This window comes from Pseudomonas sp. 9AZ (assembly GCF_902506525.1).
Lineage (GTDB): Bacteria > Pseudomonadota > Gammaproteobacteria > Pseudomonadales > Pseudomonadaceae > Aquipseudomonas > Aquipseudomonas peli.
This window is the reverse complement of sequence record NZ_LR733840.1, coordinates 2,730,628-2,752,988: the sequence shown is the minus strand read 5'-3', so window position 1 is coordinate 2,752,988 and position 22,361 is coordinate 2,730,628. Positions and strand designations below refer to the sequence as shown.

24 protein-coding genes and 2 pseudogenes are annotated in these 22,361 nt (G+C 57.1%); 16 read left to right on the top strand and 10 right to left on the bottom strand.

Features of this window, described 5'->3' with window-relative positions; translation table 11 throughout:
* Positions 1–40 precede the first annotated feature (40 nt).
* Positions 41–1,450 carry a PilZ domain-containing protein gene (locus ALTER154_RS12785; RefSeq protein ID WP_160087567.1) on the bottom strand — a complete coding sequence of 470 codons (1,410 nt, stop codon included), beginning with the start codon at positions 1,448–1,450 and terminating at the stop codon, positions 41–43.
* A gap of 30 nt (positions 1,451–1,480) precedes the next feature.
* Between ALTER154_RS12785 and ALTER154_RS12780 the strand changes: the two genes are divergently transcribed.
* Together ALTER154_RS12780 and ALTER154_RS12775 are read left to right on the top strand one after the other, a co-directional pair.
* A complete protein-coding gene (locus ALTER154_RS12780; RefSeq protein ID WP_160087565.1) occupies positions 1,481–1,960 on the top strand; it encodes a TlpA disulfide reductase family protein in 480 nt (159 codons plus the stop codon).
* A 3-nt stretch (positions 1,961–1,963) separates the two neighbouring features.
* Positions 1,964–2,239 carry an acylphosphatase gene (locus ALTER154_RS12775; protein WP_160087563.1) on the top strand — a complete coding sequence of 92 codons (276 nt, stop codon included), beginning with the start codon at positions 1,964–1,966 and terminating at the stop codon, positions 2,237–2,239.
* A gap of 6 nt (positions 2,240–2,245) precedes the next feature.
* On the opposite strand, the gene ALTER154_RS12770 is transcribed toward ALTER154_RS12775, so the two are convergent.
* The 3 genes from ALTER154_RS12770 to ALTER154_RS12760 are packed head-to-tail and all read right to left on the bottom strand — an operon-like array spanning position 2,246 to position 5,521.
* Positions 2,246–2,818 carry a transglycosylase SLT domain-containing protein gene (locus ALTER154_RS12770; protein ID WP_160087561.1) on the bottom strand — a complete coding sequence of 191 codons (573 nt, stop codon included), beginning with the start codon at positions 2,816–2,818 and terminating at the stop codon, positions 2,246–2,248.
* Between the two features lie 7 nt (positions 2,819–2,825).
* Positions 2,826–3,779, bottom strand: a complete 954-nt coding sequence (locus ALTER154_RS12765) for a hypothetical protein (RefSeq protein ID WP_160087559.1) — start codon at positions 3,777–3,779, stop codon at positions 2,826–2,828.
* 26 nt (positions 3,780–3,805) lie between these two features.
* Complete coding sequence (locus ALTER154_RS12760; protein WP_160087557.1) at positions 3,806–5,521, bottom strand: proline--tRNA ligase; 1,716 nt, start codon at positions 5,519–5,521, stop codon at positions 3,806–3,808.
* A gap of 115 nt (positions 5,522–5,636) precedes the next feature.
* Here ALTER154_RS12760 and ALTER154_RS12755 point away from each other — a divergent pair, with 115 nt between their 5' ends.
* The gene (locus ALTER154_RS12755; protein ID WP_160090116.1) at positions 5,637–6,044 is read left to right on the top strand and encodes a PaaI family thioesterase; all 408 of its coding nucleotides are present in this window, start codon (positions 5,637–5,639) and stop codon (positions 6,042–6,044) included.
* A 65-nt stretch (positions 6,045–6,109) separates the two neighbouring features.
* On the opposite strand, the gene ALTER154_RS12750 is transcribed toward ALTER154_RS12755, so the two are convergent.
* Positions 6,110–7,390: an OprD family porin gene (locus tag ALTER154_RS12750; protein ID WP_160087555.1), complete on the bottom strand. Its 1,281-nt coding sequence runs from the start codon at positions 7,388–7,390 to the stop codon at positions 6,110–6,112.
* Between the two features lie 740 nt (positions 7,391–8,130).
* On the opposite strand from ALTER154_RS12750, the gene ALTER154_RS12745 reads away from it, so the two are divergent.
* On the top strand, positions 8,131–8,556 hold the full coding sequence (locus tag ALTER154_RS12745) for an HIT domain-containing protein (RefSeq protein ID WP_160087552.1): 426 nt from the start codon (positions 8,131–8,133) through the stop codon (positions 8,554–8,556).
* Positions 8,557–8,559: 3 nt separating this feature from the next.
* Positions 8,560–8,766, top strand: coding sequence for a SlyX family protein (locus tag ALTER154_RS12740; protein WP_160087550.1), 207 nt, complete (start codon positions 8,560–8,562; stop codon positions 8,764–8,766).
* A 53-nt stretch (positions 8,767–8,819) separates the two neighbouring features.
* Here the strand turns inward: ALTER154_RS12740 and ALTER154_RS21040 are convergent, their stop codons facing one another.
* The 5 genes and pseudogenes from ALTER154_RS21040 to ALTER154_RS12720 all read right to left on the bottom strand — a co-directional run bounded on the left by ALTER154_RS21040 (position 8,820) and on the right by ALTER154_RS12720 (position 12,497).
* Positions 8,820–9,044, bottom strand: a complete 225-nt coding sequence (locus ALTER154_RS21040) for a cold-shock protein (protein WP_169852850.1) — start codon at positions 9,042–9,044, stop codon at positions 8,820–8,822.
* A 57-nt stretch (positions 9,045–9,101) separates the two neighbouring features.
* Positions 9,102–9,422, bottom strand: a pseudogene (locus ALTER154_RS21130) (cold shock domain-containing protein membrane protein); the annotation flags it as partial.
* A 167-nt stretch (positions 9,423–9,589) separates the two neighbouring features.
* Complete coding sequence (locus ALTER154_RS12730) at positions 9,590–10,657, bottom strand: GGDEF domain-containing protein (RefSeq protein ID WP_160087546.1); 1,068 nt, start codon at positions 10,655–10,657, stop codon at positions 9,590–9,592.
* A gap of 102 nt (positions 10,658–10,759) precedes the next feature.
* Entirely contained in the window at positions 10,760–11,230 is a 471-nt protein-coding gene (locus tag ALTER154_RS12725) for a Dps family protein (RefSeq protein ID WP_160087544.1), read from the bottom strand.
* A 148-nt stretch (positions 11,231–11,378) separates the two neighbouring features.
* Positions 11,379–12,497 carry an HD domain-containing phosphohydrolase gene (locus ALTER154_RS12720; RefSeq protein WP_160087542.1) on the bottom strand — a complete coding sequence of 373 codons (1,119 nt, stop codon included), beginning with the start codon at positions 12,495–12,497 and terminating at the stop codon, positions 11,379–11,381.
* Positions 12,498–12,788: 291 nt separating this feature from the next.
* On the opposite strand from ALTER154_RS12720, the gene aspS reads away from it, so the two are divergent.
* From aspS to pal, 11 genes and pseudogenes are all read left to right on the top strand, one after another.
* A complete protein-coding gene (gene aspS / locus ALTER154_RS12715) occupies positions 12,789–14,564 on the top strand; it encodes an aspartate--tRNA ligase (protein WP_160087540.1) in 1,776 nt (591 codons plus the stop codon).
* Positions 14,565–14,666: 102 nt separating this feature from the next.
* Entirely contained in the window at positions 14,667–15,416 is a 750-nt protein-coding gene (locus ALTER154_RS12710; RefSeq protein ID WP_160087538.1) for a YebC/PmpR family DNA-binding transcriptional regulator, read from the top strand.
* Between the two features lie 240 nt (positions 15,417–15,656).
* Positions 15,657–16,181, top strand: a complete 525-nt coding sequence (gene ruvC / locus ALTER154_RS12705) for a crossover junction endodeoxyribonuclease RuvC (RefSeq protein ID WP_160087536.1) — start codon at positions 15,657–15,659, stop codon at positions 16,179–16,181.
* 23 nt (positions 16,182–16,204) lie between these two features.
* On the top strand, positions 16,205–16,810 hold the full coding sequence (gene ruvA / locus ALTER154_RS12700) for a Holliday junction branch migration protein RuvA (RefSeq protein WP_160087534.1): 606 nt from the start codon (positions 16,205–16,207) through the stop codon (positions 16,808–16,810).
* Positions 16,810–17,862 (top strand): Holliday junction branch migration DNA helicase RuvB, encoded by a 1,053-nt coding sequence (gene ruvB, locus ALTER154_RS12695; protein WP_160087532.1) that lies wholly within the window; start codon positions 16,810–16,812, stop codon positions 17,860–17,862. The genes ruvA and ruvB overlap by 1 nt, the downstream gene beginning before the upstream one ends.
* Positions 17,863–17,914: 52 nt before the next feature.
* Positions 17,915–18,389, top strand: a pseudogene (gene ybgC, locus ALTER154_RS12690) (tol-pal system-associated acyl-CoA thioesterase).
* A complete protein-coding gene (tolQ, locus tag ALTER154_RS12685) occupies positions 18,370–19,065 on the top strand; it encodes a protein TolQ (RefSeq protein WP_090252616.1) in 696 nt (231 codons plus the stop codon). The pseudogene ybgC and the gene tolQ overlap by 20 nt, the downstream one beginning before the upstream one ends.
* Before the next feature lie 32 nt (positions 19,066–19,097).
* On the top strand, positions 19,098–19,550 hold the full coding sequence (gene tolR / locus ALTER154_RS12680) for a protein TolR (protein WP_160087528.1): 453 nt from the start codon (positions 19,098–19,100) through the stop codon (positions 19,548–19,550).
* On the top strand, positions 19,550–20,500 hold the full coding sequence (tolA, locus tag ALTER154_RS12675; RefSeq protein ID WP_160087526.1) for a cell envelope integrity protein TolA: 951 nt from the start codon (positions 19,550–19,552) through the stop codon (positions 20,498–20,500). Before tolR ends, tolA begins: the two co-directional genes overlap by 1 nt.
* On the top strand, positions 20,497–21,795 hold the full coding sequence (gene tolB / locus ALTER154_RS12670) for a Tol-Pal system beta propeller repeat protein TolB (RefSeq protein WP_160087524.1): 1,299 nt from the start codon (positions 20,497–20,499) through the stop codon (positions 21,793–21,795). The genes tolA and tolB overlap by 4 nt, the downstream gene beginning before the upstream one ends.
* Before the next feature lie 66 nt (positions 21,796–21,861).
* Positions 21,862–22,359 carry a peptidoglycan-associated lipoprotein Pal gene (pal, locus tag ALTER154_RS12665; protein ID WP_090252626.1) on the top strand — a complete coding sequence of 166 codons (498 nt, stop codon included), beginning with the start codon at positions 21,862–21,864 and terminating at the stop codon, positions 22,357–22,359.
* Positions 22,360–22,361: the final 2 nt, after the last annotated feature.

Here is a 22,361-nt window from a genome sequence, read left to right as displayed (position 1 = left end):
CGTGACCTTTCTCGCACTTTTAGCGTGTTGGTACCAGTGTCTATGCCAGCTGCATTGGGTAGCGGGTGACTGATGCGGTAACCAGATTGGCGGGCGGCAATGGCAGGATCGCCTGGTTGTGGGCGCTGGCCAGTTGCAGCCAGACATTTTCCCCTTCAACAAACTGTCCATTAGGCAGCCATAACCCATGGTGCCAGCCGTTGCCTGGTGCTGGTGTGCTCTGTAGGACGCCGGGGTGGGTCTGGGCACTGGGTGCGCGGCGTAACCAGACCGAGCGCGGCAAGCCTTTAAGGTAGCGCAGGCCTAGGTGCAGTCCTTCGCTGTTGAGATGGCGCCATCGCACCAGGGCCAGGGTGGGCGTATCACTGCCGGTGATCAGCAGCACCAGTTGGCCAACCGACAGCTGCGCGGCCTGATCGGCATTGCACAGCAAACGTGCGCCGCCCGCGCTGGCATCAAGCATTTGTGCGCTGGTGCGCAAAGGCCGTTGTTCAAGTAGCTGCGCATGAATAGCCGGTAAACCAACCACCAGGCTGCATTCAGAGCTATGGTCGGCACGGGTATGCCGACGTTGCTGGCGCCCGAACCAATGCTGTTGCACACGCTCGAGCAGTTGGCGTTCCGCTTTGCTTTGCAATGGCGCTGGCTCATGCAGCGCCACTAACAAGGCGCCCAGTTCGAAGCGACGTAGATAGTCGACACTGCCTTCTGGCGTTTGTGCATAACTCAGGCAGGGCTGCGCCTCGGTCAGATCGATGGTCGGCCCTTCGATCTCATCGTCCTCATCCCAGGGCAGCAAGCGCGCGAGTTCGGCCAGCGGCGATAGGGCGCCGAACAGCAGCGCACATTCGCCATCGGCAAGGTGAAACGGGTTGCTCAGAGCGAGCAGCAGCATCTGCTGGTAAATGCCACGCATGGTGTTTGCCGGTTGCGGTGTAAACGCTGCCGCCACTGGCTCATCCAGGCAATTTTGATGTTCGCCGATCCAGTACAGCAGGTGGCTGTCGCGCCATAGGCTGGGCGGTGGCTCCTGATACAGCTGGTAGTGGCGCAGCAGGCTTTGTGCGAGAAAGTGCTGGGCCATATACAAGCACCAGGCCAGGTGCGGACGTGAGGGCTGGCGGCCTTGCAGGATTTGTAGGAGCAGGCGTTTGAAACCGATGGCCAATTCACTGCACAGGTGTACGAATAATGCCGTGGGGGGATTCTCGCCTTGATAGGCCTTGCTGTAATGCCGGTACTGGTCGCTGAAGCTTTGCAGTGCGCGCTGCCTTTCGAGTAAGGTCATGGCGCTGCGGTTGAGCTTGAAGAGCAGGCTTAGTGCCTGCTGCAAGGCCAGTTCTGCGGGTTGTAAGCGAGCCTGAGCCAGTTGCTCGTTGAGATCGGCCAGTGGCGCGACCTCGGTTTCGAGGATGTCTGGCACTTCCAGGCGCAAGGCATCTAACGTCATATCAACCTTATTGAATCAGGGAGCGAATGCATGGCAATGCATTTCCAGGCGATCATTCGTGCTGTTGCGGTTCTAGGCATAGGTCTGATTCTGGCCGGCTGCGCTGAAGACATTGGCGTCGATCAATATGGACGAAAGGTAGCGGTTGAGCGCCTGGAAGGCCAGTGGTTAGTGATTAATTACTGGGCGCAGTGGTGTGCGCCTTGCCGTACCGAGATTCCTGAACTCAATGCCTTGGAAAAACAACTCAAGGAACAGTCTGTGCAAGTGCTTGGGGTGAATTTCGACGCGTTGCAGGGCGAGAAACTCAGTAAGGCCGCGCAAGACATGGGCATTACGTTTACGGTGTTGGCGCAGGACCCGGCCGAGCGCTATCAGTTGCCGCGTGCAGAAGTGCTGCCGGTGACGTACATCGTTGACGATCAGGGGCGCATGCGTGAGCGCTTACTGGGTGAACAGACGGCGATTGGTTTAACGGCTCGCTTGGCTGCACTCAAGGCGGAGGGCTAAGTCGTGGCGCGCATTTGCAAGCATGGTTACGTCAGCGGTGGCGTACAGGGTGTCGGTTTTCGTCACGCGACTGCAAAACACGCTGAGCGTCTGGGTCTGGACGGCTGGGTACGTAACGTGGTCGATGGTCGGGTCGAAGTACTGTTTGAAGGCGATGAGGCTGCTGTGGCTGAGCTGGCAAGTTGGTTAGAGCGGGGGCCCGAGGCTGCCGACGTAACCCAGTTGGAACTGCAGAACCATGCGTTACAGGGGGTCGCCGGATTTATCGTACGCCGCTAAATAAGCTCAGGGTTTGACGTACCAGAAGTCGTGCCAGAAACCGACCACCTTGGCGGAGTAGGTGTGCTTGCCCAGGCTGCCGTTGTAGCGTGCCAGCGCCCGGTTCAGATCGCCGTTTTCCTTGCGCAGATAGAAGCTGAGGATGGTGCAGCCATAGCGCAGGTTAGTGGCCGTGTCAGTGAGGTTATCTTGCGGCCGGCCCAGTTCGGCTTTCCAAAAAGGCATCACTTGCATCATGCCTTGAGCACCAACGGATGAGATGGCGAAACGGTCGAAATGGCTTTCGGCATGAATCAGTGCAATCACTAAATCAGGACGTAAGCCCGCCTTGCTGGCTTCACGATGCACGAGCCGCAGCAGGCTCAGGCGCTCCTCAGCATCCGGAATATAGCGGCGCAGGCGTGTGGACATATCCAGCAGCCAGACTTCGGCCTCGAAACGATCCTGAAAGCTGTCCGCCTGGGCCACGGTCTGTTGCAGCAGCGCGCGCAGTTCTGGCTCAGGCGCCTGACGCACGTCGGCATACGCTGCACCGCAGAGCAGCAGGGTAAGTACGGCGCAGATCAGGCGCTGCCGCATGAATGTGTCAGTCGTTGCCAGGGTCGGCAACCAGGCGGCCGGCGTCTTTGGTTAGGGCCTGCAGGAAGATTTTCTGCAGTTCCGGATCGTTGCGCGTCAGCTCGATCAGGCTCTGCTCCAGTTCACTGGCTTCTTCCTCAAGCCCCAGCTCGGAAAGACGTTTAACCCGGTGTACCCACTGAGCCACATCGTCGCCTTCAAGATCGTTGTAAATCAGCTCGTGGGCTTCTTGAAGCTTGCCGCGCAAGGTGCGGCTGACTAACAGGGAGGCATCAGCACGCGCTGAGCCCTGATCATCTTCAACCGTCAGCAGCAGAGTGCTGACACGCGTTACATCCTCTTCGGCAAACGGGCTGTCGAGCAGGTTCAGGCGCAGGATGCCGTTACGGTCGGTGAGCAGTTCATGGATCTGTTCGCCGGCTTTAATGCGCACAGGGCGCTCGGCCCATGGCAGGCTGGAATACTCCAGGCGTGCATCTTGACGGTGCTCTTCAAGGCTGGCGAGGTTCTGCTGCGAGCGACCGTTGGATTCAACGTTCATTGCCGGATTGAGCCCGGCAAAGCCATAGCTGATCCAATCCTTGGTGACGGTATCCGGCAGGCTGCCGAGCAATACCACATTGAGCGCATTGGCACCGATGCCGCCAACGACCGCCAGTGCTCCCAATGGCACTTCATACAGCTCACGCCAGGGCTGATAGGGGGTGTAGCGGTCATAGCGACGTGTCACGTCAAACGCTGTGACCTCAAAGGTTTTCTGCTCATGCACGCGTACTCGGCGCTGTGGCAGCTCCAATACACGTGGTTCACCGACATCAATCTGCAGGCTGTGATCGAGCAATTTGCGCTCGACGCGCTCCTCATGCTCGCTACGTTGCGGCAACTGGTTGGCGCAACCGCTGAGTAGCAGACAGCCACCCACAAGGGTGGCGATGAGGCTGAGGGTGTTTCGCTTGAACATGACGACTCTTGCTAAAGGGGCTGAGATCAGTGGCTGATGCGGGCCTGGATAAAGCTCAGGATATCGGCGACAGGCACCGCCTGGGCTTCGGTTTCCTTACGGCTCTTGTACTCCAAGTTGCCTTCGGCCAGGCCGCGATCGCTGACTACGATGCGATGCGGGATACCGATCAGTTCCATATCTGCGAATTTGATGCCCGGGCTGGTCTTTTTGTCACGGTCATCAAGCAGTACCTCGAAACCGGCAGCTGTAAGCTCGGCATACAGCTTGTCGGTGGCTTCGCGCACGGCATCAGTTTCGTAACGCAGCGGCACTAGGGCGATATGGAAAGGCGCGAGGGCGTCATTCCAGAGAATGCCGCGGTCATCATTGTTTTGCTCGATAGCGGCCGCCACTACGCGGGAAACGCCGATGCCATAGCAGCCCATGGTCAGCGTGACCGGCTTGCCGTTTTCGCCGAGCACCTGGCAATTCAGCGCTTCGCTGTACTTGGTGCCTAACTGGAAGATATGCCCGACTTCGATGCCGCGCTTGATTTCCAGGGTGCCTTTGCCATCCGGACTCGGGTCTCCGACCAGCACGTTACGCAGGTCAGCAACCTCTGGCAGCGGCAGGTCGCGCTCCCAGTTGACGCCGAAATAGTGTTTGTCATCGATGTTAGCGCCAGAAGCGAAGTCGCTCATCAGGGCAACCGAGCGGTCGATGATGCACGGGATTGGTAGGTTGACCGGGCCTAGCGAGCCAGGGCCGGCGCCGATGGCTGCGCGAATTTCGGCTTCGTTGGCGAAAACCAATGGGCTGGCAACCAGCTCCAGGTTGGCGGCCTTGATTTCGTTGAGTTCGTGGTCGCCGCGCACGATCAAGGCAACAAGGGTGCCTTTCTTTGCTCCGTGCACCATCAGGGTCTTGATGGTTTTCTCGATGGCCAGGCCAAAGCCTTGTACCAGTGCGTCAATGGTCTTGGTGTCCGGTGTTTCAACCATGCGCATGGTTTCAGATGCCGCACCGCGACTGCTCTCGCGCGGAACCGCTTCGGCCTTCTCGATGTTGGCGGCGTAGTCGGAGCTGTCGCTGAAGGCGATATCATCTTCGCCGGAGTCGGCCAGTACGTGGAACTCGTGGGAGCCAGTACCACCGATCGAGCCGGTATCAGCCTGCACGGGGCGGAAGTTCAGGCCCAGGCGGGTAAATACATTGCAGTAGGCCTGGTGCATGCGGTCATAGGTTTCCTGCAGCGAAGCCTGGTCAACGTGGAAGGAGTAGGCATCCTTCATGATGAATTCGCGACCACGCATCAAGCCGAAGCGCGGACGGATTTCGTCGCGGAACTTGGTCTGGATCTGATACAGATTGATCGGCAACTGCTTGTAGCTGTTCAGCTCGTTGCGCGCCAGATCGGTGATCACTTCTTCATGGGTCGGGCCGGCGCAGAAATCGCGGCCGTGACGATCTTTCATACGCAGCAGTTCTGGGCCGTACTGCTCCCAGCGACCGGATTCCTGCCACAGCTCTGCAGGCTGAATGCCGGGCATCAGCACTTCCAGGGCGCCAGCGGCATTCATTTCTTCGCGGACAACTTTCTCAACCTTGCGCAGCACGCGCAGGCCCATGGGCAACCAGGTGTACAGGCCGGAAGCCAACTTGCGGATCATGCCGGCACGCAGCATCAGCTGATGGCTGATCACCACGGCATCGGATGGGGTTTCTTTCAGGGTCGAGAGCAGGAACTGGCTGGTACGCATATTTGGCTGTTCTGTCGGTTGCAAGAGATTTTGAATGGCCCGCATTGTACGGTGCCTATACAGATGCGTACAGGATGCTGGTGTGTGCTTATAAAAGGAGGGGAGTGTGTCGATTTTGACGGCGGAACAGGTGCAGGCGCTGATTCGGGCGGGGTTGCCGATGGCGGAAGACATCAACTTGTGTATTGATCGGCTGGACGGCGATGGGGCGCTCGCCCGAGTGCCATTTCACAGCAAGCTGATTCGCCCCGGTGGCACCTTGTCCGGGCCGACCATCATGGCCCTGGCAGATGCGGCGATGTATGCAGTGGTGCTGGGCAGTCTCGGTCGGGTGGAAATGGCGGTGACCTCGAATTTGAATATCAACTTTCTGGTTAAGCCCAAGCCAGTTGATCTATTGGCGGAGGCGCGGATATTGAGATTGAGCCGTCGCCAGGCTGTTTGCGAAGTGTCTGTGTATTCGCTGGGTAATGAAGATGAGCTGGTGGCGCATGTGACGGGGACTTACGCGTTGCCACTGTAAGTTTTTAGCAGGCAAGAAAAAGCCCGACCTGGGTCGGGCTTTCTTTACCTGCTAAACGGTCTGAGTTACAGAACGCTCAGTGGGTATTCAACGATCAGGCGAACATCGTTAAGGTCGGAGCTATAGTTTTCATTCTGCGCGGTGTTGGCGCGATAGATCGCACTGCGCAAACGGAAGGAAAGGTCTTTTGCAGCACCTTCCTGAATCACGTATTTGCTTTCGAAGTTGAACTCGTTTTCTTCGCCTTCTTCAACGCCAACACCGTGGTCGATGTTATCACCAGTAACGTAGCGGGCCATAAAGCTCAGGCCAGGTACGCCGTAGGTAGCCATGTCCAGATCGTAACGAGCCTGCCAGGAGCGCTCGTCCTTGCGGTCAAAGTCAGAAATCTGAATGGAGTTAGCCAGCCAGATGGTGCCACCGCCGTCGATGCCATATTGATAGGCAGTGTCGCCGGAAGAGCGCTGGTGGGCCAGGGTGAATTTGTGAGCACCCAAGGAGTAGGCTGCTGCCAGACTCCAGATTTTGTTGTCAATTTCGTCCGGGTTGCTGCCAGTATCTTGTGTGCGATAAGCATTGAAGTCAAAGTTCAGTGCTTGGGATTCCGCCAGCGGAAGATTGTAGTTCAAGTTGACATATTGTTTCTTGAATTCATCTTCGATATCGGAGGCATGAATGGCGCCACTGAAGTTTTCAGTGAAGCTGTAGCTTGCGCCAATTATGTTTGCTTCGCTCAGCTCGCGACCATCACGGCCGGTTGCAGTCTGGCGGCTAATCGCGGTGAAGCGACCAGCGCTCAGTTCTAGACCTTCGATCTCATTGCTTACCAAGTAGGTGCCAGTAGCAACTTCAGGCAGGATACGAGCATCATCAGTGGAAAATACTGGGCTGGCTACGATCTGATTGCCGTATTTCAAAACGGTATCGGATACGCGGAATTTGATTGCACCACCAACTTCGCTCTGAGTGTCTTCGCCACGGCCATCGCTATCGTTAGCAAACTGGCCAGTGCCAGTACGACCGCGACCGCTATCGAGTTTGATGCTACTCAGGGAGTGGGCATCAAAACCAACACCGACGGTGCCTTGGGTGAAACCAGACTCATACATCAGGCGGATGCCCAGGCCGGTTTCTTCGATATAACCGTTTTCTTTGGCGTTGTAATCGTCAGTGCTGCTGTCTGCGCCGTTCTTGAAATCACGGTTCAGATAGAGCATACGATTGAAGATATTGAATGTGCTGTCTTCAATAAAGCCCTTGGATTCGGACTGGCTGGAAGCCACTGCCATTTGGGTGGTGCCCGCTGCTACTGCGAGGGCGATTACGCTCCACTTCATCACTTGCATCGTGATTGCTCCTTTGGTTTAGAAAAGTTGCGCCGTCCGGCTGGTTGTTATATGGACGACTCTTTCTTTTTGTGTCGGCGGTAACTTATAGCACGCTGCCAATGTTGGCGATAGTTGCAATCTATTCATTACGATTTCTTCACGGCTGTGTCGCAAAAGCTTATGAGTCATGTCGCATTTTTGTAGATGAACTTGGCGTGATCACAGTCAACGCTGACGGATTTTTACGCCTGCCTGTTGGTCGCGTGGGCTGCCAAACGGTGCAGGTCGATTCGTCACAGTTTGCTTAGCAATAGTCGTGCACAAAACCCTAAAATCTGAATTTTTATCACCGATTCGATCTTTCACATCAAGGTTTTCGGTGGTTCCATCGGTTTACGTGAGGTTTTTTAGCGGTTCCGTCTGTTTTTTATGTGGCTTGTAGGCGTTTTTATGGGTTGCTTCTGTTCTGTTTTCAATTGCTTGCTGTCTTGCGCTTGTGGTGCGGCAGGAGGCTGTTCTGTGAGGATTACCGAAGGGAACAGTTTTGGTGCGCTTGCTGGGGGTGGTATTGGGGTGTGCTGTCTATTGGTGCGCCGGGGTAGCCTGTTCGCGGGTGCCACGTTTCCAGCTTCGGCGTATCCTGCTCGGCCCATACTTACTGCCTGGGCGGCAGTTAGGTGGCTGACCAAGTATCGCTGTGTACTGGATTCGAATGCGTTCAATACTGAGTCAGTGGGTTTTCTAATAGGTGGATGGTTATGTTCGTTCTGGATTCACGTTTGCAGCAAGATACAGTCTGGGTCGGGGATTACCCGTTATGCAGCCTGCTGCTGATGAATGATGCGCAGTACCCCTGGTTTATCCTGGTGCCACGTCGTGAAGACGTCAGTGAGTTGTTCCAGCTGGATGGCGCTGACCAGCTGCAGCTATGGCAGGAAACCAACGGCCTTGCCGAAGTACTCAAGGATTGTTTTGCGGCGGACAAAATGAATGTCGCGACCTTGGGCAATGTGGTGAGTCAGCTGCATATGCATGTCATCGTTCGGCGTCGCGAGGATGCTGCTTGGCCAGCGCCTGTTTGGGGTAAGCATCAAGCGCAGCCATACACGCCTGAGCAATTGGCCGTATTGAAAGCCCGTTTACGCCTGGTTTTGACCGGGAATTTTTGTTTTGCTGAGAGCTGACTGGTGGACATAGACGAACGCATTAACGACTTGCAAAGCCGGTTGGCCTTTCAGGACGACACTATTCAGGCGCTCAATGATGCGCTGGTGGCGCAACAGCGGCTTCTGGAGCGCTTGCAGCTGCAGGTGGCTGCGTTGATCAAGCGTCAGGATGAAGTGAGTTCGCAGTTCGGGATGACTGAGGATGATGCGCCGCCGCCCCATTATTGATTGTCCATAAACGCAAAAGGCCCGCAATGAGCGGGCCTTTTGCGTTGTGGCATTTAGCGCCGTGCGGGCAGTGCGGCGATGACATCTTCGGCTTGTAAGCCTTTGTCACGTTGCATTACGGCAAACTCAACTCGCTGGCCTTCGACCAGTACACGGTGGCCTTCACCGCGGATGGCCCGAAAGTGCACGAAAATGTCGTCGCCCGAGTCACGCGAGATAAAGCCGAAACCCTTCGAGGTGTTGAACCACTTAACGGTACCTGTTTCGCGGTCGCCCAGATCTTGCGAGCTTGAGGTGTTGCGCGATTTAAGGCGCAAGTTGGCCGCCAGGTGAACGGCTACGGCGGCAGCGATAATAAGTAGGCTAAACAGGCTGGCCGGTTGGTTGGCAATGACTGGCAGTGGGGCGAGCAGAATCAAGGCTTGCAGCAGCGTGCCGAGTACCAGCAATGCGGAAACCAGGTTTTGCGCTTGGTGGCGCAGACCGGCATGCCAGATAGGCAGTTGTGGGGCAAGCAGAAGGTTCAGCAAGCCAAACAGAGCAAGGCACAGTGCGCTGGGTTGTTCCAGGAGTGGTTGGGGCGTGTCGCCAAAGTGGGGAGCAAAAGAAAGCAGCAGGGCGAGGGCGCCCGTCAGAAGGTGGACAATTTTCAACATGTTCAATGGGCTCGCTTAATTCAAAGAGTCAGCAGAAATGGCTGGCTGCGCGTATTGGGCATTGCAAGGGGAGTAGTAAAAGCGCGTGGTACCAGCCTATGTGCTGACCTATGGATGCAGGTCAGCAGCACGGCACGTATTTAACAGCAAAGAGGTGGGGTTCTCAATCAAGCACTAAGCGCTGTTTCACTCGGTATGGGGCTTATCTGGTTGCGGCCATCACGCTTGGCTTGATAAAGCGCGTCATCGGCACGTGTGAGCAAGGTTTCCAATGTGTCACCGCGTTCGGCAAGGGCGAAGCCGAAAGACGCGGTAATGCTGTCGAGTACTTCATCTGTGCGGCGCACTTTGATGCGTAAAGACTGGATCTTCAGGCGTAATTGTTCGGCAAAGGCATAGGCCGTGGCGTTATCAAAACAATCGCGAAGGATGATGCAGAATTCTTCGCCGCCGTAACGTGCTGCGATGGCACGAGCGGGAAGCAGATCGCGCAACAACTGCCCAACGTGCTGAAGGACGCGATCACCCAGGGGGTGACCGTATTGGTCGTTGAACTGCTTGAAGTGATCGATATCGAGCATAACCAGTGCGACACCGTCGTGTTCTGTACTCAGTGTCTGTTCCAGCAGTTTACTAAAGGCGTTGCGGTTGAAAACCTGAGTCAGGCTGTCCAGTGTCGCGGCGATATGCGCGCGTTCAAGCTGGCTGCGCAGGCTCTTGATCTCTTGCTGAGCGGCATTTAGGCGGTAGAGGAATTTGTCTTGCTGGTCCTGCATTAACTGCGTGCTCTGCTGCAGTTCATTCAAAACATTCGGCAGGTCATCAATGACTGGCTCATGCAGGGCGGCTAGGCCGTGCTCGAGACTGATTTGATAATTGCGGCTGCCGATGATGCTGCGCGATACATTCCCTTCGATGTCGTCGACCAGTTCGATGACCTGCTGTTGGCCGGCACGCGCCTCTTCGAGCTCACCATTGATGATGTAGTCGCGGAACAGCTTGGCTGCGGTTTCAGGCGGGAAACTGTCAAAGTCGGCGACGGTTTTTTCCAGGCGACGATTGAGCTCAGGTTCCAGGCCTTTGCTGTAGGTGTACCAGAGGGCGTAATGCACGGGGTTGGGAGGGATGTCATGGCGCATCATGAGCGGTACCGCCTTCTTCAGAAGCGCCGCAGCATCGCGGGTTTCCTCGGGGTACAGTTCCAGAATGCTGGGAGCTTTAGCGGGTTTGTTCATGCACGTCACTGTGGCCAAGTTGCAATTGACCAAAGCATAGAACAGCTGCTGGGTAAGCGCCTAGCAAAAGGCCCGCAGATACGGGCCTTTTGCATGATTTACCTACGCGGCTAGAAGGCTGCGCAGCATCCAAGCGGTTTTTTCATGCACCTGCATGCGCTGGGTCAACAGGTCCGCAGTGGGCTCGTCGCTGACTTTGTCCAGCAGTGGGAAGATGCCACGGGCTGTACGTACTACAGCTTCCTGACCCTGAACGAGCTGCTTGATCATATCTTGTGCGCTTGGTACGCCTTCCTCTTCTTTGATCGAGGAGAGTCGGGCGTAAGCAGCGTAGGTACCGGGCGCTGGGAACCCCAGGGCACGAATACGTTCGGCAATCTGGTCGACGGCCAGCGACAGTTCGGTGTACTGGCCCTCAAACATTAAGTGCAGAGTGTTGAACATCGGGCCTGTGACGTTCCAATGAAAATTGTGGGTTTTCAGGTACAGGGTGTAGGTGTCTGCGAGTAAGCGCGACAGGCCTTCGGCGATGGCTGCGCGGTCCTGTTCGGCAATTCCAATATTGATTTCCATACCATTTCTCCTCTCAGGTGGCTCGGGGTTTGGCTGCCCGCATAATGGGCAGAGACTACCATGGGTTTTACCGAGCTTTATCGTGGTTTATATCAATGCGAGTGATGATTGGAGGCTATTAAGGGGTGTGGGTTCAATTTTTCTTGGGTTAACGATGTGCCAGTTCTGGGTGCTGTTGCAGGGTCTGGTTGAATAGCTCGACCCAGTGCGCGCTGAACTGCCGCCCGGCGAGGTTGTTGATTTCCAAAATGGCGCGCAGGAGTGGGCGTTTATTCAGAGTCTGGTGCGCGCGCTCATGGGTGCGGGCTTCAAAGGTGTCGACGATATTGATTATCAGGGCGCCGGGGCTGGTTTCGATCTCTTTCAGGCCTTTAGGGTAACCGCTGCCGTCGGCGTGCTCCTGATGCTGCACCGTTATTTCAGCCGCAGCATCCCAGCGTGGCATCCGCTTGAGCAGGTAGTAGGCGAGCCGCGGATGGGATTGCATTTGCCGGCGCTCTTCGCGGTTAAAGTGGGCTTCCTTGTGCAGCATCTCCAGTGGCAGAAAAGCCATGCCCAGGTCGTGCAGGCAAATGGCTGCGGCCAGTTGCTCCGGTTGTTCTGGGTTGCCGCCCATTTGGTTGATCGCCAGGGCCAGGTCAAGCTGGCGCAGGCCGCGACCTTGCCAGAAGTGTGAGCGGCGTTCGCTGGCTTGCATCAGGTCGACAAAGAACAGCAGGTCAGCGTCGGGTTCGATGCCGTAGCGCCTGAGTAGATCAGCGGCAGCTGGGTTGTCTGCAGCAACAACCTCAGGAGGTTTGGAGCTGGGATCAAGCTCTTGAAGCAGTGCGCTGCGGATGCCGATTTGTTGGCTTGTTGGCGCGATAGCCAGTGCGCTGAGAGAACGGCTGAGTGCCTTGCTTTGAGCTGGACTAAGCTGTGGCGCTTGGCCCCCAAGGGCATGGCGGATCTGTTCTTTCAGGTGGTCGAGGGTCAGTAGCAGGATATCGCCGAGTAGGCTGTCGAAGTGCAACTGGCCTTCGCGCAGGCACGACAGCACATCTTCCATAGCCTGCGGCACACTCATCAGCGAATCCAGGCCTATATAGCCCAGGTTGCCCTTGAGGGTGTGTACCAGGCGAAATAGTTCACGCAGGCGCTCGCGGTCATCGGGCGCGTGCTCAAGCTCGATCAGTAATTGCTCGCAACGCTGGAATTGTTCGCTGGATTCCAGGCGAAAGTCAGCCAGCAAATCGCTGGGTATTTCAGCCAGGTTCGGTGTGGCCATAAGCCTCTCCACTTATCGACAGTTAAAGAGCTGCATGCCTGAGTATAGGAAGGGCTGACAAAAGCGCGTGGGGCGGCGGCTGCAAGTGGCGGCTTAACCATATATAATCCCGCGCTTTGCCGCTTTTGTCGGGCGAACAGTGGGCTGCGTATGCGCCGCTGATCGTTTCGCGCCCCTTAAAGGCAGCACAATTGCGGAAAATGGCGCCTGCGCCAGCCGGTTGACCGGCCCACGAGCGTCGCATTCATTGCGGCCCAACGAATTCAAGACTCAAGAGAAGCGACCACCACCATGATGCGCAGCCATTATTGCGGCCAACTGAACGAGAGCCTGGACGGCCAGGAAGTCACCCTTTGCGGTTGGGTACATCGCCGTCGTGACCATGGCGGGGTGATTTTCCTCGACATTCGTGACCGTGAAGGTCTGGCCCAGGTGGTATTCGACCCGGATCGCGCGGCGACCTTCGCAACCGCCGACAAGGTGCGCAGCGAATACGTGGTCAAGATCACCGGTAAGGTGCGTCTGCGTCCGGCCGGTGCCGGCAACGCCAACATGGCCTCCGGCGCTATCGAAGTGCTGGGTTATGAGTTGGAAGTGCTCAACGAAGCGGAAACCCCGCCGTTCCCGCTCAATGAATACACCGATGTGGGCGAAGAAACTCGTCTGCGCTACCGCTTTATCGACCTGCGTCGTCCGGAAATGGCGGCCAAGTTGAAGCTGCGTTCGAGCATCACCAGCAGCATCCGTCGCTACCTGGATGACAACGGCTTCCTCGATGTGGAAACGCCGATCCTCACCCGCGCCACCCCGGAAGGCGCACGTGACTACCTGGTGCCGAGCCGCACCCACGCCGGCAGCTTCTTCGCTCTGCCGCAATCGCCGCAGCTGTTCAAGCAACTGCTGATGGTCGCAGGCTTCGACCGTTACTACCAAATCGCCAAGTGCTTCCGCGACGAAGACCTGCGTGCCGACCGCCAGCCGGAATTCACCCAGATCGACATCGAAACCAGCTTCCTCGATGAAGCCGACATCATGGCCATCACCGAGAAGATGATTCGTCAGCTGTTCAAGGAAGTGCTGGACGTCGAGTTCGGCGAGCTGCCGCATATGACCCTGGCCGAAGCCATGCGTCGTTTCGGTTCCGACAAGCCGGACCTGCGCAACCCGCTGGAACTGGTGGATGTGGCTGACCAGCTGAAAGATGTCGACTTTAAAGTCTTCGCCGGCCCGGCCAACGATCCCAAGTGCCGCGTTACCGCGCTACGCGTACCAGGCGGGGCGAGCATGCCGCGCAGCAAGATCGACGAATACACCAAGTTCGTTGGCATTTACGGCGCCAAAGGTCTGGCCTACATCAAGGTCAATGAGCGCGCCGCTGGCGTCGAAGGCCTGCAGTCGCCGATCGTCAAGAACATCCCCCTGGATAACATCAATGTGATCCTCGATCGCGTCGGCGCCGTGGATGGCGACATCGTGTTCTTCGGCGCCGACAAGGCGAAGATCGTCAGCGAAGCCCTGGGCGCGCTGCGCATCAAGCTCGGTCATGACCTGAGCCTGCTGACCTGCGAATGGGCGCCGCTGTGGGTGGTCGACTTCCCGATGTTCGAAGAGAACGACGACGGCAGCCTGACCGCCATGCACCACCCGTTCACTGCGCCCAAGTGCACGCCTGAAGAGCTGGCGGCCAACCCGTCCGCGGCGCTGTCGCGTGCCTATGACATGGTGCTTAACGGCACTGAGCTGGGTGGCGGTTCGATCCGTATCCACGATAAGGCCATGCAACAGACTGTGTTCCGTGTGCTGGGCATCAGCGAAGACGAGCAGCAGGAGAAGTTCGGTTTCCTCCTTGATGCCCTGAAGTTCGGCGCACCTCCCCATGGTGGTCTGGCCTTCGGCCTGGATCGCCTGGTGATGCTGATGACCGGTGCGCAGTCGATCCGCGAAGTGATTGCCTTCCCGAAAACCCAGAGCGCGGCCTGTGTGATGACTCAGGCGCCGGGTGAGGTGGACAACAAGTCGCTGCGTGAACTGCATATTCGCCTGCGCGAGCAGCCGAAAGCGGAATAAAGCGTCACAAGAAGCCTGGTTTACCAGGCTTCTTCTTTATAGCGCCTGAGAGACTCGAACTCTCACGCCTCGAAATCGAATGTGAAATAACCGGAGTGAGTTATGGCTGGTCATTCCAAGTGGGCCAACATCAAGCATCGCAAAGGGCGTCAGGACGCCAAGCGCGGCAAGATCTTTACCAAGCTGATTCGTGAGCTTACGGTCGCTTCCAAGCATGGCGGTCCGATCCCGGCGGACAACCCGCGTCTGCGTCTAGCGGTGGACAAGGCGCTGACCAACAACATGTCGCGCGATGTAATCGACCGCGCCATTGCCCGCGGTGCTGGTAATAACGAAGCCGACAACGTTGCCGAGCTGAGCTACGAAGGCTATGCGCCGGGCGGTGTGGCAATCATCGTCGAGGCCATGACCGACAACCGCAATCGCACCGCAGCCGAAGTGCGACATGCCTTCAGCAAGTGTGGCGGCAACCTGGGTACTGACGGTTCGGTCGCTTATATGTTCGACCGCAAAGGGCAGATCAGCTTTGCCACGGGCGTGAGCGAAGATGCCTTGATGGAAGCTGCGCTGGAGGCCGGTGCTGACGATGTCGAGATGGCTGAAGATGGCTCGGCGCTGGTGTCCACCAGCTTTGCTGATTTCCATGGGGTCAACGAGGCGCTCAGTGCGGCTGGCTTCAAGGCTGCTGAGGCGGAAATCGCCATGATCCCGTCGATCAGTGCACCGATTACCGACCTGGAAACTGCGCAGAAGGTCATCAAGCTGATCGACATGCTCGAAGACCTCGATGATGTGCAGGAGGTTTATCACAACGCTGAGATTCCTGACGAGCTCATGGAGCAGCTTGGCTGAGTGTTTGCGGGCAGAGCAGAGCCGGAGGTATTCAGGTCATTGGCCTGAGCGCTCCGGTTTTTTTATGTCTGGTTGTCCAGGCTGCTAGGCGGCATGCCGCTGTGACCCGATATGAATGATGCGCGGTCATTTTTATAACCTGCGCCGGATGACGTGGGCGCAGGCGAGCTCTATACTCGCGAGCTGGATAAATAGACAGTGTGCCGGCTAAGTGGCTGGTGCCTTGAGTGGGCGGAAGGCATGACCTTGATCCTTGGCATCGACCCGGGCTCGCGTATCACCGGTTACGGCGTGGTGCGTGATACCGGGCGTAACTGCGAATATGTTGCCTCTGGCTGTATTCGTACGGGCAACGGTTCGATGCCAGAGCGTCTGCAGGTGGTGTTTCGCGGTGTACGCGAGGTGATTGAAAGCTACGGGCCGGTGACCATGGGCATCGAGCAGGTGTTTATGGCGCGCAACCCGGATTCAGCGCTCAAGCTCGGTCAGGCGCGCGGTGTGGCCATCGTTGCGGGTATTGAGGCGGGGCTGGATATTGCCGAATACACCGCGACTCAGGTCAAACAGGCCATTGCCGGCACCGGTGGCGCGGATAAGGAGCAAGTGCAGATGATGGTCATGCACCTGCTCAAGCTGGTGCAGAAGCCACAGATCGATGCTTCTGACGCCTTGGCGATTGCTCTGTGTCATGCCCACCATCGTCAGAGTCTGATTCCTCATGGCCTGGTCGGTGCAAAGCGGCGCGCCGGTCGCCTTCGTTTGTAACGTCATTTTTAAGGAAAGTTGCGGTGATCGGACGTTTGCGTGGCACCTTGGCGGAAAAGCAGCCGCCGCATGTGATTATTGACATAAATGGTTTGGGTTATGAGCTGGAAGTGCCCATGACCACCCTGTACCGTTTGCCCGCAGTGGGCGAGCCACTGACCCTGCACACCCATCTGGTGGTGCGCGAGGATGCGCATCTGCTGTATGGCTTTTTTGAGAAGCGTGAGCGTGAGTTGTTTCGTGAGCTGATTCGCCTTAATGGCGTTGGTCCGAAGCTGGCGTTGGCGCTGATGTCCGGCCTGGAGGTGGATGAGTTGGTGCGTTGCGTGCAAGCGCAAGACACGTCGGTGTTGGTGAAAATTCCGGGTGTTGGCAAGAAAACCGCCGAACGCCTGCTGGTTGAGCTGAAAGACCGCTTCAAAGCCTGGGAAACCGTGCCGGGCATGTCGCACCTGGTGGTGGAACCTCGCGGCGGTAGTGCAGTCACAAGCGCGGAGAATGATGCAGTCAGTGCACTCATTTCGCTCGGCTACAAACCCCAGGAAGCCAGTCGCGCCGTCTCAGCTATTAAGGAAGACGGTTTGAGCAGTGAAGATATGATTCGTCGAGCCCTGAAGGGAATGGTCTAGTGCTAGAAGCTGATCGCCTGATTACTGCTGCCCCGCGTGACCGTGATGAGCAAGTTGACCGTGCCATTCGCCCACTTAAGCTGGCCGAATACATTGGCCAGCCGAGTGTGCGCGAGCAGATGGAGTTGTTTATCCAGGCGGCCCGTGGGCGCAGCGAAGCGCTCGATCACACACTGATCTTCGGTCCGCCCGGTCTGGGTAAGACCACTTTGGCCAATATCATCGCCCAGGAAATGAATGTCTCGATCAAGAGCACCTCGGGCCCGGTGCTGGAGCGGCCGGGTGATCTGGCGGCGTTGCTGACAAATCTGGAGCCGGGTGATGTGCTGTTTATCGATGAAATTCATCGCCTGTCGCCGATTGTCGAAGAAGTGCTGTACCCGGCTATGGAAGACTTCCAGCTCGACATTATGATCGGCGAAGGCCCGGCTGCGCGCTCGATCAAGCTTGATCTGCCGCCGTTTACCCTGGTCGGCGCCACCACGCGCGCCGGCATGTTGACCAACCCCTTGCGTGATCGCTTCGGCATCGTCCAGCGGTTGGAGTTCTATAACACCGAAGACCTGGCCACCATTGTCATGCGTTCGGCGGGGATTCTCGGCCTGCCCATCGAGCCACACGGCGCCTTTGAGATTGCCCGACGCGCCCGCGGTACACCACGGATTGCCAACCGTCTGCTGCGCCGTGTGCGCGACTTCGCCGAGGTGCGTGCGCAAGGCGATATCACCCGTGAGATCGCCGACCTGGCGCTGAATCTGCTGGATGTTGACGAGCGTGGCTTTGATCACCAGGACCGACGTTTACTGCTGACCATGATCGAGAAGTTTGACGGCGGGCCGGTGGGCATCGATAACCTCGCGGCTGCCATCAGTGAAGAACGCCACACCATTGAGGACGTGCTTGAACCCTATCTGATTCAGCAGGGTTACATCATGCGCACCCCGCGCGGTCGGGTGGTGACTCGGCATGCCTACTTGCACTTTGGCCTGAACATACCCAAGCGCATGGGTGAGCTGCCCACGGCTGACTTGTTCGAGCGTGATGATGATTAACAAAAAATACTTGTCGAAGACGATTGGCAAGATCAGGAGCTGGCACTAGAGTATGCGCGCGCAAAACGGAGTTACGCCGTTCACCCATCGTTGTCGGGTTTATTTCGAAGACACTGATGCAGGCGGCATCGTCTACTACGTCAATTACCTCAAATTTATGGAACGGGCTCGTACCGAGCGCCTACGTGATCTGGGCTTTCTCCAGTCGACGTTGGCCGAGGAGGGCCTGTTGTTCGTTGTGCATTCGGCTGAAGCGCGCTACCACGCGCCAGCCAAGCTCGACGACGAGTTGCTGGTAAGCGCTGAAGTCATTGAATTAAACCGTGCCAGCCTGCGTTTTCGTCAACAGGTCAGGCGAGCAACGGATGATGTGCTGCTGTGTGAAGGGCAGTTTATGGTGGCCTGTGTGCGCGCCGACAATTTGAAACCCCGGGCTATTCCCCAAGCTCTGCACACGGCCTTTGCCGGGCAGGGCGGCGCGGGTACATCTAGAGCAGGAGAGTAAGCGTGGAAGCCAACGCCGTTGACCACATGTCGATGTGGAGTCTGATCAGCAACGCCAGTCTGGTGGTGCAACTGGTAATGCTGACACTGGTGGCCGCATCGGTCATGTCCTGGGTCATGATCTTTCAGCGCACCGCGCTGCTGCGTGCAGCCAAGCGCGCCCTAGATAACTTCGAAGAGCGCTTCTGGTCGGGTATTGATCTGTCCAAGCTATACCGCCAGGCGGGCAGCAATCCGGACCCAGACTCTGGTCTGGAGCAGATCTTTCGCGCTGGTTTTAAAGAATTCTCGCGCCTGCGTCAGCAGGCCGGTGTCGATCCGGATGCAGTGATGGATGCCGTAGCGCGTGCCATGCGTGTGGCCATCTCGCGTGAAGAAGAGAAGCTTGAGCAGAGCCTGCCGTTTCTCGCCACGGTTGGCTCCACCAGCCCGTACATCGGCCTGTTCGGTACCGTGTGGGGCATCATGAACTCCTTCCGTGGTCTGGCTCAGGTGCAGCAAGCGACGCTGGCTACTGTGGCGCCCGGTATTGCTGAGGCGCTGATTGCTACTGCTATTGGTTTGTTTGCCGCGATTCCTGCAGTTATTGCCTACAACCGTTTCGCCGCCCGTGGCGAAATGCTGATCGGTCGTTATTACACCTTCGCTGACGAGTTCCAGGCGATTTTGCACCGTAAAGTCCACACCAGCGACGACTAAGCCTTAGGCGCTCTTAAGAAAGGTTTTAAGTCATGGCCAGAATTCGCAACAGACGCAAGCCCGTCGCCGAGATGAACGTGGTGCCTTACATCGATGTGATGTTGGTACTGCTGGTGATTTTTATGGTGACCGCGCCCATGCTCAACCAGGGGGTCAAGGTCGATCTGCCGAAAGTCAGCAGTGAAGCCCTGCCGCAAGATAACAACGCGCAGGTGTTGACCATCTCGATCAAGGCCGACAAGACCTATTACTGGAATATGGGCACGGAAGTCGATGTCGACACAGTTCAGGACAAATCGCTGACATTGGAAGAGATGACCCGCGCGGTGACGGCGATCATCAGCCAGAGCCGGGCCACCGGTAAGCAGGTTCAGGTGTTTGTGCGCGGCGACAAAACCGTTGATTACGGCACCATCATGGCGGCCATGGGCGGTTTGCAGCAGGCTGACGTGGGTAACGTCGGGCTGATCACTGAGGCCCCCTGATGCACGACCAGCGCGAACGCTCGCCTTCGGAAAGTCTGTTTTGGCCGGTTGTCTGGGCTGTGGGCCTGCACGTCATCATGTTTGCCATGTTGTTCGTCAGTTTCGCCTTTGCCCCGGATCTGCCGCCGGCCAAGCCGGTGGTACAAGCCACCCTGTACAAGCTGCAATCACAAAGCCAGGCCACCACTCAGACTAATCAGAAGATCGCGGGCGAAACCAAGAAAACCACCGCTCCTGTGTACGAAACTGAGCAGCTTGAGCAGAAAAAAGCTGAGCAGGAAAAAGTAGCGGCCAAGGCGGCGGAACAAAAGAAAGCGCAAGAGGCTCAGAAAGCCCAAGAGGCCAAAAAAGCCGAGGCTGACAAAAAGGCTGCTGAGCAGAAGAAGCTCGCTGATGTAGCCAAGAAGAAAGCCGCGGATGAGGCGGCGAAGAAAAAAGCCGCTGAAGATGCTAAGAAAAAAGCGGCAGAAGAGGCGAAGAAGAAAGCCGCCGCTGAAGCTGCAAAGAAGAAAAAAGCGGATGACGCCAAGAAAAAGGCGGCAGAAGCGGCGCAGCGTAAAGCTGTAGAAGACAAGAAGGCTGCCGCACTGGCCGAGTTGCTGTCTGAGGATGTCGGGCGTCAGCAGGCAATCGCTGACACGGTCGGCGATGAAGTCGCTGGCAGTCTGGATGATTTGATTGTCATGCTGGTCAGCCAGCAATGGCGGCGTCCGCCATCTGCGCGTAATGGCATGAGTGTAGAAGTACTGATCGAAATGCTGCCTGATGGCACCATTACTAATGCCAGCGTGACGCGCTCCAGTGGCGACTCGCCATTTGATAACTCTGCTGTACAGGCGGTGCGTAACGTGGGCCGTATTGCTGAAATGCAGCAACTGGATAGAGCCACTTTTGATCGCCTATACCGGCAGCGTCGCGCTGTCTTCAAACCGGAGGATTTAGGTCTGTGAATACCCTGATGCGTATTGTTCTGTTCGGTCTGACCTTGTTGGTCGGTACTGTTCAGGCCGCTGACCCGCTGGTGATCAGCAGTGGTACTGACCGTGCCACCCCCATCGCCGTAGTGCCGTTTGGCTGGCAGGGTGGCAGTGTGTTGCCCGAGGATATGGCTGAAATCATCGGCAATGACCTGCGCAATTCCGGCGTATTCGAGCCGATCCCGCGGCAGAACATGATCAGCCTGCCGACTCAGGCAGCTGAAGTGATCTACCGTGATTGGCAAGCGTTGGGTGCGCAGTACGTACTGGTCGGCAACATTGTGCCGAACGCTGGTCGTCTGCAGATCCAGTTCGCCTTGTTCAACGTCACCACTCAGCAGCAGGTCATGACCGGCAGCGTGGGTGGCGGTGTCGACCAGTTGCGTGATATGGCGCACCATATCGCCGATCAGTCCTTCGAGAAGCTCACCGGCGTTAAGGGTGCGTTCTCGACGCGCATGTTGTATGTGACTGCCGAGCGTTTTGCGGTCAACAACACTCGCTACACCCTGCAGCGCTCCGACTATGACGGCGCCCGTGCAGTAACTCTGCTTCAGTCGCGTGAGCCGATCCTCTCGCCATCGTTCGCTCCGGATGGTCGTCGTATCGCTTACGTCTCGTTCGAGCAGAAGCGTCCGCGCATTTTCGTCCAGCACATCGATACCGGTCGCCGCGAGCAGATCACCAATTTTGAAGGCCTGAATGGCGCGCCAGCCTGGTCGCCGGACGGTAACCGCTTGGCGTTTGTGCTGTCGCGTGACGGCAACCCGGAAATCTACGTGATGGACATGGGCACTCGCCAGCTGCGCCGTGTGACCAATCAGCCATCGATTGATACCGAACCATTCTGGGGTAAGGACGGTCAGACCCTTTACTTCACCTCGGATCGTTCCGGTAAGCCGCAGATCTATAAAACCAACATCAATGGTGGTTCGGCAGAGCGTGTGACCTTTATCGGTAACTACAACGCCAACCCGAAACTTTCCGCTGATGAAAAGACCCTGGTCATGATCCACCGCCAGGATGGTTACACCGTGTTCAAAGTGGCGGCGCAAGACCTGCAGCGCGGCAATTTGCGGATACTTTCAGACACCAGTCTGGATGAGTCGCCTACTGTTGCGCCTAACGGCACCATGGTAATCTACGCCACCCGCCAGCAGGGTCGGGGAGTCTTGGTATTAGCGTCCACCAATGGGCGCGTGAGGCTCCCTCTTCCTACCGCTCAAGGCGAAGTTCGAGAGCCTTCTTGGTCCCCTTACCTGAACTGATGCGGCGCTACACCGTTGTTGTTTGAAATACTGCTTAACACACTGGGGTTCATTAGGAGTTACATGATGGAAATGCTGAAATTTGGTAAGTTCGCCGCGCTGAGCCTGGCTCTGGCCGTTGCAGTTGGTTGCTCCTCGAAAGGCGGCGACGCTGCTGGCGAAGGCGCTACCGATCCTAACGCTGGTTACGGTGCCAACACTGGCGCTGTTGATGGCAGCCTGAGCGAAGAAGCTGCTCTGCGCGCTATCACCACCTTCTACTTCGAATACGACAGCTCCGACCTGAAGCCAGAGGCCATGCGCGCTCTGGACGTGCACGCCAAAGACCTGCAAGGCAATGGCGCTCGCGTAGTTCTGGAAGGCCACGCTGACGAGCGCGGTACTCGTGAATACAACATGGCTCTGGGCGAGCGTCGCGCCAAAGCTGTGCAGCGTTACCTGGTACTGCAGGGCGTTTCGCCAGCTCAACTGGAACTGGTTTCCTACGGTGAAGAGCGCGCAATCGCCACTGGCAACGACGAGTCCTCCTGGGCTCAAAACCGTCGCGTCGAACTGCGTAAGTAATT

Bases quoted from the DNA above. Each gene is read 5' to 3' on its own strand.
- ALTER154_RS12785 (WP_160087567.1), bottom strand. From the start codon at position 1,450: ATGACGTTAGATGCCTTGCGCCTGGAAGTGCCAGACATCCTCGAAACC.
- ALTER154_RS12780 (WP_160087565.1), top strand. From the start codon at position 1,481: ATGGCAATGCATTTCCAGGCGATCATTCGTGCTGTTGCGGTTCTAGGC.
- ALTER154_RS12770 (WP_160087561.1), bottom strand. From the start codon at position 2,818: ATGCGGCAGCGCCTGATCTGCGCCGTACTTACCCTGCTGCTCTGCGGT.
- ALTER154_RS12765 (WP_160087559.1), bottom strand. From the start codon at position 3,779: ATGTTCAAGCGAAACACCCTCAGCCTCATCGCCACCCTTGTGGGTGGC.
- ALTER154_RS12760 (WP_160087557.1), bottom strand. From the start codon at position 5,521: ATGCGTACCAGCCAGTTCCTGCTCTCGACCCTGAAAGAAACCCCATCC.
- ALTER154_RS12750 (WP_160087555.1), bottom strand. From the start codon at position 7,390: ATGCAAGTGATGAAGTGGAGCGTAATCGCCCTCGCAGTAGCAGCGGGC.
- ALTER154_RS12745 (WP_160087552.1), top strand. From the start codon at position 8,131: ATGTTCGTTCTGGATTCACGTTTGCAGCAAGATACAGTCTGGGTCGGG.
- ALTER154_RS12730 (WP_160087546.1), bottom strand. From the start codon at position 10,657: ATGAACAAACCCGCTAAAGCTCCCAGCATTCTGGAACTGTACCCCGAG.
- ALTER154_RS12725 (WP_160087544.1), bottom strand. From the start codon at position 11,230: ATGGAAATCAATATTGGAATTGCCGAACAGGACCGCGCAGCCATCGCC.
- ALTER154_RS12720 (WP_160087542.1), bottom strand. From the start codon at position 12,497: ATGGCCACACCGAACCTGGCTGAAATACCCAGCGATTTGCTGGCTGAC.
- aspS (WP_160087540.1), top strand. From the start codon at position 12,789: ATGATGCGCAGCCATTATTGCGGCCAACTGAACGAGAGCCTGGACGGC.
- ALTER154_RS12710 (WP_160087538.1), top strand. From the start codon at position 14,667: ATGGCTGGTCATTCCAAGTGGGCCAACATCAAGCATCGCAAAGGGCGT.
- ruvC (WP_160087536.1), top strand. From the start codon at position 15,657: ATGACCTTGATCCTTGGCATCGACCCGGGCTCGCGTATCACCGGTTAC.
- tolR (WP_160087528.1), top strand. From the start codon at position 19,098: ATGGCCAGAATTCGCAACAGACGCAAGCCCGTCGCCGAGATGAACGTG.
- tolA (WP_160087526.1), top strand. From the start codon at position 19,550: ATGCACGACCAGCGCGAACGCTCGCCTTCGGAAAGTCTGTTTTGGCCG.
- pal (WP_090252626.1), top strand. From the start codon at position 21,862: ATGGAAATGCTGAAATTTGGTAAGTTCGCCGCGCTGAGCCTGGCTCTG.